Below are 12675 nucleotides of genomic sequence, written 5' to 3'. Positions count from 1 at the left end.
AATGACTAAGTCGGAGTTGATTGCTCGCTTGGCTGAGCGTTATCCGCAACTGGTAGCTAAAGATGCGGATTACGCTGTCAAAACCATACTCGACGCGATGTCTGATGCGTTGTCCACCGGACAGCGCATCGAGATTCGTGGTTTTGGTAGTTTTGCCTTGAATAGCCGGCCACCGCGTATCGGACGTAATCCCAAGTCCGGGGATAAAGTGATGGTGCCTGAAAAACGGGTGCCGCATTTCAAACCGGGCAAGGAATTGCGCGAAAGAGTGGATGCAATGGTAGGGCAACCGATTCATGACGACTGAAGCTAAGCTCATCGTCAATGATGAGATGCGCTACAGCTAGTTTGCAAAGAAATGAAAACGGCATATCGCTTACCCGATATGCCGTTTTTTTTTCACGTACAATTCTGTTTTCTAAACATTAACAGTAGCAATAGCGTTACGATGTGCTTTTCGGTGATTGCTGCAATCGCTGCCGCTTTTGCCTAATAATGATAAGAGGAAGACGATGAAGATTATTTCCAGGATTATTTGGACAATTATATTAATTGCACTATTTGGCTTTGCGCTGAAAAATAGTCAAATTGTCACGCTGGAATATTTTTTGGGATATGAATTCACAGCACCCTTGGTTTTGCTTTTGTTTGGTTTTTTCCTGGCCGGGGGCATACTGGGTTGTCTTGCGATGGTGCCCATGGTATTCCGTCATCGCAGGGATATTTCCAAGCACAAGAAAACCATCGCGGAAATAGAAAAAGAACGTCAGGCCGATCAAAAGGCCAGCTTGCAGCCGCCACCGCCGGACAGCGTCTGAGGGTCGCTCAGTATGGCTGACCCTAGGGGCATGCTTGCATAGTTAACTGAAAATAAGAAAACATGGAATTTGAAATTTGGTGGTTGCTGGGTATCCCGCTGTTTTTTGCGCTGGGCTGGATTGCGGCCCGCGTCGATATCAGGCAATTGCTGTCTGAATCCCGCAGCCTGCCGCGCGGCTATTTCAAGGGTTTGAACTTTCTGCTGAACGATCAGCCGGACAAGGCGATTGACGCCTTCATCGAAATCGTCAAGCTGGATCCGGAAACCGTGGAGTTGCACTTTGCGCTGGGTAACCTTTTCCGCAGGCGCGGCGAGACCGAACGCGCGATCCGCGTCCACCAGAACCTGCTGTCGCGCCCTGACATGGCGCTGGAATTGCAGACCCAGGCGATGTTTGAGCTGGGCCAGGATTACCTGAAGGCCGGCCTGCTGGACAGGGCGGAAGAAACCTTCAATCAATTGATCGCCGGCCCTTATTCGGCGCAAGCCCGGCGCGCGCTGCTGGAAATCTACCAGCGCGAAAAAGAGTGGGCCCGGGCGATAGAAGCTGCGCATGCCTTGCAAGAGTCGGGTGCGGGTGGCAGGCAAAAGGAAATCGCCCAGTTCTACTGTGAAATTGCGCAGGATGAGCTGGTGCACACCCATCCTGATGCGGCTGTGGTGATGCTGGAAAAAGCATTGGCGGAAGACCGCAATAATGTGCGTGCCACCATCCTGATGGGAGACGTGCATCTGGCCAACGGCGATACGGAAAAAGCCTTGCTGACCTGGCGCCGCGTGGAACAGCAAAGCGTGCCGCATGTGGCTTTGGTGGCGCAGCGCCTGATGGATGCCTACCGCAAGCAGGAGAGGCCGCAAGAGGGCTTGAATCTGTTGAAAGGCTATCTGGCTGAGGCTCCCTCCATCGATTTGCTGGAGGTGGTGTTCAAGGCGACGCTGGAGCTGGATACGGTGGAAGCCGCTAACCAGCTCGTCAGCGACGAACTACGCCGTACGCCAACGCTGCTGGGGCTGGACAAATTGCTGGACGCCCGTATGATGGCAGCTCCGCCGGAAGTGCGTCCGGAATTGTCGCTGGTGAAAAACCTGGTGCAGAGCTATGCGCAAAGGCTGGCACGCTACCAGTGCTCGCACTGCGGCTTCAAGGCGCGCCAGTTCTACTGGCAGTGCCCAGGCTGCAGCAGGTGGGAAACCTACCCGCCGCGCAGGACGGAAGAATTGAATGTGATGAATTAAGTGTAGTGAATGCATGTGCTGTGAGCGCCGGCTTGGTTTAGCTTATTTAGCTTAACTTGGCGGTGAGCTAGTCGTGCATGTACTACTGTGTATTGGTTGTGGAAATATTTGTATCGTTATTGGGTATAACTTTTTAACTATTGTGATCGCAAAATGAAAATTACTATTATTGGCACGGGGTATGTGGGTCTGGTCACCGGAGCATGTCTGGCAGAGCTCGGTAATGATGTTTTTTGCCTGGACGTGGACCAGCGCAAGATCGATATCCTCAATGGCGGCGGCATACCCATTCATGAGCCGGGCCTGGAAGAAGTCGTAGCGCGTAACCGCGCTGCCGGCCGTATCGTGTTTTCCACTGACGTGGCAGCCAGCGTGGCCCACGGCGATATCCAGTTCATCGCGGTAGGTACGCCGCCGGATGAAGACGGCTCTGCCGATCTGCAATACGTTTTGGCTGCTGCGCGCAATATCGGCAAGCACATGAACGGCTTCAAGGTCATCGTCGACAAATCGACAGTACCTGTCGGCACTGCCGACAAGGTCAAGGCGGCGATCCAGGGCGAACTGAGCCAGCGCGCGTCCGACGTTAAATTCTCGGTAGTGTCCAATCCTGAATTCCTGAAAGAAGGCGCTGCGGTAGAAGACTTCATGCGCCCTGACCGTATCGTCATCGGTTGCGACGACAGCACCGAAGGCAGCACGGCGCGCGCGCAAATGAAAGCGCTGTACATGCCTTTCAACCGTAACCATGAGCGTATCCACTGGATGGATGTGCGCTCTGCCGAATTTACCAAATACGCTGCCAATGCGATGCTGGCTACCCGTATCTCCTTCATGAATGAGCTGGCCAATCTGGCTGACCAGGTCGGCGTGGATATCGAGGCGGTGCGCCACGGGATAGGTTCCGATCCTCGCATCGGCCACAGCTTCCTGTATGCAGGCTGCGGCTACGGCGGTTCCTGCTTCCCTAAAGACGTGCAGGCGCTGGAGCGCACCGCACAGGAATACGGCCAGCAATTGATGATTCTGAACTCGGTAGAGGCAGTCAACGAGAAACAGAAGCAGGTATTGGGCAACAAGATATTCAAGCGTTTCGGCAAGGATTTGTCCGGCAAGCATTTTGCAATCTGGGGCTTGGCATTCAAACCGAATACCGATGACATGCGTGCCGCATCGTCGCGCGTGCTGCTGAGCGAATTGCTGCGCGCCGGCGCGACCGTTGCCGTGCACGATCCGGTGGCAATGGAAGAAGCGAAACGCGTGCTGGAACTGGACTTTGCCGATGCGCCGCAATTGTTGAAAAACATCAGCTACGCCGTCAATCCTATGGATGCACTGGACAAGGCTGACGCGCTGGCCATCGTCACCGAATGGAAAGCCTTCCGCAGCCCTAACTTCGACCAAGTGAAATCGCGCCTGAAAAATCCTGTGATTTTTGATGGCCGCAATCTGTTCGAGCCTTCCGTGATGTCGGGTCTGGATATCGAATACCACGGCATAGGCCGTTCGGTATTGACCCGCGCCTAAGACAGGCAAACGTCGGTAGAAATAAATGGCAATGCAAGGAAACACGAGAGAGTGGCTGGGATAGCAGAGATGGCTGATATTTTTTTAAAGAGAACCGAGCCGCTGCGCATGCTGGTGGCGGGAGATGTGATGCTGGACCGTTACTGGTTTGGCGAAGTCAATCGCATCTCTCCCGAAGCGCCGGTGCCTATCGTGCGCGTGGAACGGCGCGAGGAAAGGCTGGGTGGCGCAGCCAATGTTGCCCGCAATGCGGCGGCATTGGGCTTGCAGGCCGGTTTGCTGGGCGTGATCGGCCATGACGAGGCGGGCAATATCGTCGAGGACTTGCTGGGGCAATCCGGCATTTCCAGCTATCTGAGCCGCGACCAGAGTATTTCCACCATCATCAAGCTGCGCGTGATTGGCCGCCAACAGCAGTTGCTGCGTATCGATTTTGAAGAGCGTCCGACGGAACAGGTATTGCAGGACAAGCTGACACGCTTCAATGCGCTGATCGCCGGTTACGACGTGATTGTGCTGTCCGACTATGCCAAAGGCAGCCTGGTGAATGTGGCGATGATGATCGCTGCTGCGCGCCAGGCCGGCAAGCTGGTGCTGGTTGACCCTAAAGGCAGCGACTTCAAGCGCTATACCGGCGCATCGCTGCTGACGCCGAACAAGTCCGAGCTGCGCCAGATCATCGGCGACTGGCATAGCGAGGCAGAGCTGACGGAAAAGGCGCAAAACCTGCGCCGCTCGCTGCAACTGGAAGCGCTGCTGCTGACCCGTTCGGAAGAGGGCATGACGCTGTACACCGAAGCAGAAGTGACCAATGTACCGGCCATGGCCAGGGAAGTGTTTGACGTCTCCGGTGCCGGTGACACGGTGATTGCCACGATGGCAGCCATGCTGGCCTCAGGCATGCCCATGCGCGATGCGGTAGTTACTGCCAATCGCGCCGGCGGCATCGTGGTGGGTAAGCTGGGTACGGCGACGGTCTCACGGGAAGAGCTCTTCCCTTAGGATTGGCCGCTGCATATCCTGATTCTTCTCTGATTCTTCCACATTTCCTTCCTACATTCCTGCATTTCATCGGCACCGCTTCCCGGGCCGGTGGAACGCATCCCCAAAAAGCCTCGTTTTTGTCAACAAATATTAACTAATCGATAATTTCGCGGTTTGGCGACTTGGCATGTCAACCGCGATCTTGTACATTCGTTGTGTAGTCAGGACGCCAACATCATTGATTACGTTCTGGGGCTATTGTCAGCGGTTCGGCTAAATTTTCGCCTTCCATGCGGCAGCTTCTGCACAACACCAAATCACCCGCCTTTACCTATTAGGAGTGCTTTATGTTCAAGAAATTACTGTTAGTCGTTGCCACGCTGATCGCCACCATGGGTTTTGCGTTTGCCCAGGTCGATGTCAACAAGGCTGACCAGGCTGCACTGGATGGCATTAAAGGGATAGGCCCGGCAAAATCGAAAGCGATTGTGGATGAACGCACCAAAGGCGGCAACTTCAAGGATTGGGCTGATTTTGAAGCGCGCGTCAAAGGCATAGGCGATAAAAGCGGCACCAAGCTGTCCGAAGCCGGCCTGACGGTCAATGGCCAGGCTAAATCCGGTGCGGCTGCGGCTGCACCGGCAAAAGCAGCCAAGGCAGCAGCACCAGCGAAAGCAGCCGCCTCTGCTGCAGCCCCCGCCGCCGCACCGGCCGCCGCGCCTGCAGCGGCTGAAGAAAAAGCCGCCAAACCGGCAAAAGCTGCCAAGGCCGCCAAAGCATCGGCTGCTGCCTCGGCTTCGGCTGCAGCACCGGCACCGGCTGCTGCTGAAGAGAAGGCATCGAAACCTACCAAGGCATCCAAAAAAGCTGCCAAGGAAGCAGCGGCAGCAGCATCCGCCTCTGCGTCCAAATAATAGAGTTTCACTCATGGAAATCCCTCCGCCAGCCGGAGGGATTTTTTTTTGCCTGCACGCCCCGTGCTGAATACGGCACTGAATGCAGCGCTGAATTTTTAGGCATCGCAAGCGGCAATGGCCGCCAGCGTTTAGAATGATGGTTTGGAACACTTATGCAGAACGCCTCATGCCTTATTTGACGATAGAAGACACGATAGGAAATACACCGCTAGTGATGCTCCAGCGTTTGCCTGGAGAGGAAATCAAACGGCGCAACAATATCATCCTGGGCAAGCTGGAGGGTAATAACCCGGCAGGCTCGGTCAAGGACAGGCCGGCGCTATCGATGATCAAGCGGGCGGAAGAGCGCGGGCAGATCAAGCCCGGCGATACGCTGATAGAAGCAACCAGTGGCAACACCGGTATTGCGCTGGCGATGGCGGCCGCGATGCGCGGCTACAAGATGCTGTTATTGATGCCGGAAAATCTGAGCATAGAACGGCGCCAGAGCATGGCAGCCTATGGCGCGCAGATCCTGCTGACGCCCAAGACCGGCGGCATGGAATACGCGCGCGACTTGGCGGAGCAGATGCAAAAGGAGGGCAAGGGCACGATACTGGACCAGTTCGCCAATCCGGATAATCCGCTGGCGCACTATGAAACCACAGGACCGGAAATCTGGCGCGATACCGAAGGCCGGATCACCCACTTCGTCAGTGCGATGGGCACAACCGGCACCATCATGGGGGTTTCCAGCTATCTGAAGGAAAAAAATCCGGATATCCAGATCATCGGTGCGCAGCCGGAAGAGGGATCGCAGATTCCCGGCATTCGTAAATGGCCGGAAGCCTATATGCCCAAGATTTTTGACAAGGCCAAGGTAGACCAGGTGGAATCGGTCAGCCAGTCGGATGCGGAGCATATGGCCAGGCGGCTGGCAGCGGAAGAGGGTATCTTTGCCGGCATCTCTGCGGCTGGTGCCTGCGAAGTGGCGCTGCGTATTGCACACACGGTAGAAAACGCGACCATCGTCTTTGTCGTTTGCGATCGCGGCGACCGCTATTTGTCTACCGGCGTATTTCCCGCCTGATTTTCCTTCATTCCGCATCCTGTTTCCATAAATGCCCGCAGCTGCGGGCATTTTGCATTGGATGCCGTTTCCTGATCGCCCAAAAAAAAATAACGAAGAGGTGCTCGTGGCACATCTTCGTTATTCTCGGTACTTCTGCCGCGATTACTGTGGCGTAGAGGAAGTATCTGTATCTTTTGGTTTGAACTGTTTGTCGCTGATACGGAACTTTGCGCGACGGTCACCCATCAGTTCACGCAGATCCTTGATGCTGACATCAGAGATTTCGTGCATGCGTATCAACAAAGATGCGCCAACTGGCAGACGACGATGCCTGATTTTGCTGATGACGGGTGGTGCTACTTCCAGTGCCCTGGATAATGCCGCATCATTTTTCAAATGCAGTTGCTTGATCAATGTATCCAACAGATTGTTTGGATCGTAGTCGATATCATCGGATTCAAGCTGGGTCAGATTTGCCATAATTACCTCGCTATTTATTTAAGCTTATTGATGCGGAATTGTTGCTTCAATAAAAAATTAACCAAACGGTAATATTGTATCTTTAAAACGGCTTTTACTTGCCATTAGAATAGCAAAACATTGTTAAATCTCTTGACACATTGCATTATTTGCATCTGAATGTATCATTAGATAATACTAATGTAGTTTAAAAAATACTAGTTAGCAATATTTGTTGCGTAAATAGTTGTTATGATGCAGATTATTTCCATTGAGAAATAATATCTTCCCGCTAATTTTAGGCAAAATCCTCTAGCTTTCCTTTCAGGAATCTTGCCTTCAATGACACGATATTGACTGCTGAAACATCCAGTCCAAGCCTTCCCAGCTCATCATCCGCAAACACGATTCAGGCGCGCATTATTTAGCCCGCGCCGCGCCTATCACCCTGCCCAGGTCTATCACTGACATCGCATAAAAAAAGCTGCGGTTGTATTGCGCGATAGCATAAAAATTATCGGTGCCGAACCAGTATTCGGTCGCCTCGTCGCCATTTTGCAGATCGATCAGGCCGTACAGCAGATTGCCGGGCGCATCACCGGCTGTGCTGGCTACCGCCTTCAACTCGTCCAGCGTATAAGAGGCTTTCAGGCCCTGGGTCTGGTAGGCAGCGATCGCGCCGTTGGCGGCATCGCTGTCGGGAATTGCCAGCGTTGCCGGAAATACCGTAGGCAGAGATTTCTTCCAGCCGTGCAGCGACAGGTAGTTGGCGACACTGCCGATGGCGTCTACCGGTGACCCGGACAAATCTATCTTGCCGTCGCCGTCAAAATCTACCGCGAACTTGCGTATGCTGCCCGGCATGAATTGCGGCAGCCCTATCGCACCGGCGTATGAACCCTTATAGCTGAAAGGATCGGTACCGGAATCACGCGCCATCAGTAAAAAATTCTCCAGTTCGGATCTGAAAAATTCCATCCTGGCTTCGCGGGTAGGCGTATCCGGATAGGCAAAAGCCAGCGTAGTCAAGGTATCCATCACGCGGAAACCGCCCGTCATGCGGCCGAAGATGCTTTCAACACCGATCAGGCCGACGATGATCTCTGCCGGCACGCCATACTGGCTCTCTGCGCGCGCCAGCGCATCGGCATACTGGTCCCAGAAGGCGAGCCCGGCATCGATGCGCTTGGGCTCCACAAAGCGCGCGCGATAGGCTTTCCAGTTTTTGGGGCGGCCGCTGGGAGCAGGCTTGATCAGCTTGATCGCGGACTCGATATAGCGGGTGTTGTCGAAATCGGCAGCCAGCTTGTTGCGGTCGAAGCCGTGCGCCTGCACCATCTGGTCCATGAAGGCAGACACGTCTTTCCATTGGGCGAAATGCACGTACTCGGTACCGCCCTGGTCACCGGCGAGAGCTGTCTGGGTCCTGGCTTTTTTGCTGCTGTTCTTGCTACCGGCGCCGGCGGCGAAACTAGATTGGCTTGCGAGAGTTGTTGCAATCAGCAATGTTGCCAGGGTAAGGGATTTGGATGATTTCAAAATAAAGGGTAAGGATCAATAATCTGGAATAAAGTGAAATACGCTAGGCGATCGGTGCAGGCTTCATCAGCATCAACTGCACTCGGCCAGCAGGGTCTTCAGCCGGGAGACTATCACTGCCTCCGGCAGGCTGTTCTTGCCATACTTGGCCGCGGCATACAGCGCCAGGAATTTTTCCACCGGCGCATAGGCTTCGGCGGATAAACCAGCCCTCAGGCGCTCCGCATAGGCCACAGGCCCTTCATGCTTTGCCCTCGCGTAAGCCTTCTTTGCCATTTTCTGGCATAGTAAAAAGTATACCTTATCAAGCGGCGTAATTCGAACGCGATTGCGCATCAGAGGCAGTGCAACAATGCCGATAGCAACAGCGCCCGCCAGGAATAGCAGCAGCACCAGTTGCGGCCAGTCCACATCGGAGAAGCCCAGCGAACGCAGGAAGTCCTTTTGCACTCCGTCGTTGTAATTCAGCACCCATTGATTCCAGCTATTGTTGAGTGCGTCCCAGCGCATGCGCAGATCGGCAAACATGGAATCCCTGTTCACCGTAAACAGGCCTGCAATACCGCGCCTGGGCAACGGTGCATTCAGGCTGACCCGGCCGGGAGCAACCGCCGCGGTGGGGTCCACCCTCAGCCAGCCTCGTTCCGGCAGCCAGACCTCGGTCCACGCGTGCGCATCGGCCTGCCTGACCTCCATATAGCCGTCAACGACATTCAGCGACCCGCCCTGATAACCGGCCACGACGCGGGCAGGGATGCCGGCGGCTCGCATCAATACTGCGAAGGAGCTGGAGTAATGCTCACAGAAACCTTCGCGCGTATTGAACAGGAAATCGTCGACGCCGTTTTCACCCAGCAAAGGCGGTTCCAGTGTGTATGAAAATTTCTCTGTACGGAAAAACTGCAAGACCGCGTTGATCAGTTGCGTATCGTCAGTGTAGCGTTTGCGCAGTTCGGCGGCGAAGGCCAGGGTGCGCGGATTGTAGCCGGGAGGCAGGGTCAGTGCACGGTTCAGCACGCCGCGGCGGATTTCCGTTTCCAGCGCATATTGTGGATATGAGCGGGCCAGGTAGCGCAGCCGTTTGCTGACCGGTCGTGCAGTACGTAATTCCATCCTGCTATTGAGCCGGCTGCTTGTGTTTTCTATCGCAGGTGCCGCGTCCGGCAAATCAAGCGCGAACAGCCATTGCTGCCCGCTGGGTTCCAGGATGATTTCTTGTGTGATTGGTTTGCCGTCCAGGCGGCGGGCATCCTGCGGCGGGTCGGGAGAGTATTGCGCATTCTGGGTCCAGCTCTTGCCGTCAAATTGATCCAGCACCACGCCGCGCCAGTACATCAGCGAACGAGGCGGGGTTGCGCCGACGAATTTGACGCGAAAAGCAATATCGTCCGATAGCGCGAGATTGCTGATATTGCCGGGCTCCATAGAATCAGATAGCCCGCTGCGCCCCGCATTGGCATCGCTGGGCAGCCCCCACAGCGGCCCTTGTATGCGCGGAAAAAGCACAAAGGCCACCAGCGTCAAGGGAATCGCCAGACCCAGTATGGACGCGCCCAGCTTCAGCCTTTGCCTCAAAGGGGGCACCACGCCGGTGTAATGAAAAGAAAGCTGCGCCGTCAGCAGCACCACAATCGTGATTGCGCTCAGCAGCGCCGTGCCCATGGTTTGCGAATAAAAGAAGCTGGTCAGTTGCAGGAAAAAGGCGAGGAACAGCACGACGAACAAATCGCGTTTCGCATGCATCTCCAGCAGCTTGCAGGTCAGCAGCAATACCAGCATGGCGACGCCGACCTCGCGACCGAAAAAAGTGCGGAAGCTGGCAAAGATGCCCGCCATTATCAGCAGGGCGACAGGGACCAATACCCATGACGGCGGCAAGCGCCTGCCGGTCAATGTCAGCCAGCCGCGCCATGCCAGCAAGCCTATGCAGGCGAGATTGATCCACCAGGCCAGATTGAAGGTATGCGGCAGGATCACCAGCAGGCATGCCGCCAGCAGCAATAAAGTGTCTGCCTTGTCGCGTGACAGCGGCTGCTTGCGCCAGGTGGTATGCAGGCTGGCTAGTGAGGAGGACGCTCGCTGCGTCATTGCTCGTTACTCATGGTTCGTTTTCGTTCGCCTTTTATCGTGCGCGGGGTGGCTCATGCAGCTCATGCAGCGCCAGGGCCTGCAGGCATTCCAGCCGGTGTGCCTGGCCTGTCCGGGCCGGGTAGCTGATGCCGCCGAGGTGGAATGCGTACGGCAGCGCGGTGGCATCCGCCTCCAGCACCCAGCGCGTCATGCGTGACAGCCTCAGCTCAGTGTCCATGCTGCGCGGCAGCTTGTCGTAGTCCAGTGTCAGGTCGCTGGCCGAGCCGCCTGAAAATTCCTTGGTAATTAGCGGGCCTCCGGATTCGACGGCCATCCTGGCGATATGCTTCCACGCCAGATGCTTGACGGCGTCGCCGGTCTGGTAGGCCCTGACGCCGGAAAAATCTTCATTGCCTGCGTGACCCTGGCCATCAGCCTGGCTGCTGCCGGCATAAGGTAGCGGCGGCGCATGCTGTTCCGGTTGCGGATAAACCAGCGCCTGCGCATCCGGCAGCCAGGTGCTCCATGCGCGGAGCAGGCCCAGCGGAAACCAGGTCTGCAGGCGCACCCGCGGGATCGGCAGCCAGCCTCTTTGCAGCGACGGCGCGCTCAGTTGTATGCTGGTACGGCTATTCGGCGCGATATCCACCGGCTGCTCCTGATGGCCTTCCCCGGAAAAGCCTATCCAGATGGCATAACGCTGATGCTTGCGGCGGTTAATCAGGTGCAGCGTGAATTGCGCCTCTTCACCGGCAAACACCGGTTGCGCCGGCCCGGCCAGCAAATGCAGGTAGGCCAGGTTGCGAAAGGTCAGGAAGGCATTGACCCAGGCACAGGCTCCCAGTACAAAGGTCAGCGCAAAGCCCAGGCTCAGGCTATAGTTGGTCGCGGCAATGAATAACACGATGAGTAGCACGACAAACATCAGGCCGGCTTTGCCGGGCAGGGTAAATACCCGGCGCTGCTTCAGGAAGACTTCGCCGGCTTCCGGCCTATGTTCAAGGAACACCAGCCGCCGGAATCTTTGCTGTAGCGATGCCAGCATGGTGTTATACCGCGACTTTCAGCATCAGTTGGCCCAGCAGTTCGCTGCTGGCGCTGACCTTGCCGCTGACCGATTTCAATGGCCGCATGCGGTGCGCGATGACAGGGATCAATACCGCCTGCACATCTTCCGGCAATACGTGGTCGCGCCCTTCCAGCGCCGCCCAGGCACGCGCTGCCTGCAACAAAGCGATGGAGGCGCGCGGGCTCATGCCGTCGGCGAACAGGTCGCCCTGGCGGGTGGCATGCGCCAGTGCCTGCACATAGTCGATCAATGAAGCCGACGTATGCACGTGCTTCAGCGCCTGCTGCGCTTCCAGTAGCTGGCTGGGTTGCATCGCTGTCGGCAAGGCATTCAGCAGGCTGCGCCTGTCTTCGCCGAGCAGCAGGGCGCGTTCAGCGGCCGCATCCGGGTAGCCTAGCGACAGGCACATCAGGAAGCGATCCAGTTGCGATTCCGGTAGCGCAAAGGTGCCTACCTGGTAGCTGGGGTTTTGCGTAGCGATCACAAAGAAAGGATGCGGCAGCGGCCGGGTCTGGCCTTCTGCAGTGACTTGCCGTTCTTCCATGGCCTCCAGCAGCGCAGACTGGGTCTTCGGCGTGGCGCGGTTGATCTCGTCGGCCAACAGCACCTGGGTGAAGACCGGGCCGGGATGAAATACGAACTGGTTCTTTTCGCGGTCGAAGATGGAGATGCCCGCCACATCCGCGGGCAGCAGATCGCTGGTGAACTGCAGGCGGTTGAACTTCAGGCCCAGCGAAATCGCCAGTGCGTGCGCCAGCGTGGTCTTGCCCACACCAGGCACGTCCTCGATCAGCAGGTGGCCGCCGGCCAGCAGGCAGACCAGGGATTGGCGTATTTGCAAATCTTTGCCGATGATAATCTGGCCCACTTGCTTGGCGACGTCGTGCACTTTGGAAAACATGGTTTTGCCTTCAGGACATAAATGCAGCTAGTGTAATCTGAATCCTGGCATTTGTTCGCAGCCACAGCGGTTTTGCTGTCGATTTGCAAAAAAGTACGATTC

At 56.1% G+C, this 12675-nt stretch carries 12 protein-coding genes; 7 read left to right on the top strand and 5 right to left on the bottom strand.

Annotation, left to right across the window (positions count from 1 at the left end; all coding sequences use genetic code 11):
• Position 1: 1 nt before the first annotated feature.
• The 7 genes from IEW12_RS13230 (at position 2) to cysM (ending at position 6553) form a co-directional block, all read left to right on the top strand.
• The gene (locus IEW12_RS13230) at positions 2 to 307 is read left to right on the top strand and encodes an integration host factor subunit beta (protein WP_188566483.1); all 306 of its coding nucleotides are present in this window, start codon (positions 2 to 4) and stop codon (positions 305 to 307) included.
• 205 nt (positions 308 to 512) lie between these two features.
• On the top strand, positions 513 to 818 hold the full coding sequence (locus IEW12_RS13225) for a lipopolysaccharide assembly protein LapA domain-containing protein (protein WP_188566482.1): 306 nt from the start codon (positions 513 to 515) through the stop codon (positions 816 to 818).
• Between the two features lie 62 nt (positions 819 to 880).
• Positions 881 to 2056: a lipopolysaccharide assembly protein LapB gene (lapB, locus tag IEW12_RS13220; protein WP_188566481.1), complete on the top strand. Its 1176-nt coding sequence runs from the start codon at positions 881 to 883 to the stop codon at positions 2054 to 2056.
• A gap of 153 nt (positions 2057 to 2209) precedes the next feature.
• The gene (locus IEW12_RS13215) at positions 2210 to 3583 is read left to right on the top strand and encodes a UDP-glucose dehydrogenase family protein (RefSeq protein ID WP_188566480.1); all 1374 of its coding nucleotides are present in this window, start codon (positions 2210 to 2212) and stop codon (positions 3581 to 3583) included.
• A gap of 69 nt (positions 3584 to 3652) precedes the next feature.
• Entirely contained in the window at positions 3653 to 4585 is a 933-nt protein-coding gene (gene rfaE1 / locus IEW12_RS13210) for a D-glycero-beta-D-manno-heptose-7-phosphate kinase (protein ID WP_188566479.1), read from the top strand.
• Positions 4586 to 4914: 329 nt separating this feature from the next.
• Positions 4915 to 5481: a ComEA family DNA-binding protein gene (locus IEW12_RS13205; protein WP_188566478.1), complete on the top strand. Its 567-nt coding sequence runs from the start codon at positions 4915 to 4917 to the stop codon at positions 5479 to 5481.
• A 169-nt stretch (positions 5482 to 5650) separates the two neighbouring features.
• Positions 5651 to 6553, top strand: a complete 903-nt coding sequence (gene cysM / locus IEW12_RS13200; RefSeq protein ID WP_188566841.1) for a cysteine synthase CysM — start codon at positions 5651 to 5653, stop codon at positions 6551 to 6553.
• A 144-nt stretch (positions 6554 to 6697) separates the two neighbouring features.
• Here cysM and IEW12_RS13195 read toward each other — a convergent pair whose 3' ends face one another.
• The 5 genes from IEW12_RS13195 to IEW12_RS13175 form a co-directional block, all read right to left on the bottom strand.
• Positions 6698 to 7015, bottom strand: a complete 318-nt coding sequence (locus IEW12_RS13195; RefSeq protein ID WP_188566477.1) for a hypothetical protein — start codon at positions 7013 to 7015, stop codon at positions 6698 to 6700.
• A 399-nt stretch (positions 7016 to 7414) separates the two neighbouring features.
• Positions 7415 to 8533, bottom strand: a complete 1119-nt coding sequence (gene mltB / locus IEW12_RS13190; RefSeq protein WP_229751088.1) for a lytic murein transglycosylase B — start codon at positions 8531 to 8533, stop codon at positions 7415 to 7417.
• 72 nt (positions 8534 to 8605) lie between these two features.
• Positions 8606 to 10621, bottom strand: a complete 2016-nt coding sequence (locus IEW12_RS13185) for a transglutaminase TgpA family protein (protein WP_188566476.1) — start codon at positions 10619 to 10621, stop codon at positions 8606 to 8608.
• A gap of 34 nt (positions 10622 to 10655) precedes the next feature.
• Positions 10656 to 11648: a DUF58 domain-containing protein gene (locus IEW12_RS13180; RefSeq protein ID WP_188566475.1), complete on the bottom strand. Its 993-nt coding sequence runs from the start codon at positions 11646 to 11648 to the stop codon at positions 10656 to 10658.
• 4 nt (positions 11649 to 11652) lie between these two features.
• On the bottom strand, positions 11653 to 12573 hold the full coding sequence (locus tag IEW12_RS13175; protein ID WP_188566474.1) for an AAA family ATPase: 921 nt from the start codon (positions 12571 to 12573) through the stop codon (positions 11653 to 11655).
• Positions 12574 to 12675 lie beyond the last annotated feature (102 nt).

The sequence above is a fragment of the Parundibacterium terreum genome, from assembly GCF_014636315.1.
GTDB classification, from domain to species: domain Bacteria; phylum Pseudomonadota; class Gammaproteobacteria; order Burkholderiales; family Burkholderiaceae_D; genus Undibacterium; species Undibacterium terreum.
The sequence above is the reverse complement of the archived record's forward strand: the minus strand, read 5'-3'. Positions and strand labels throughout refer to the sequence as shown.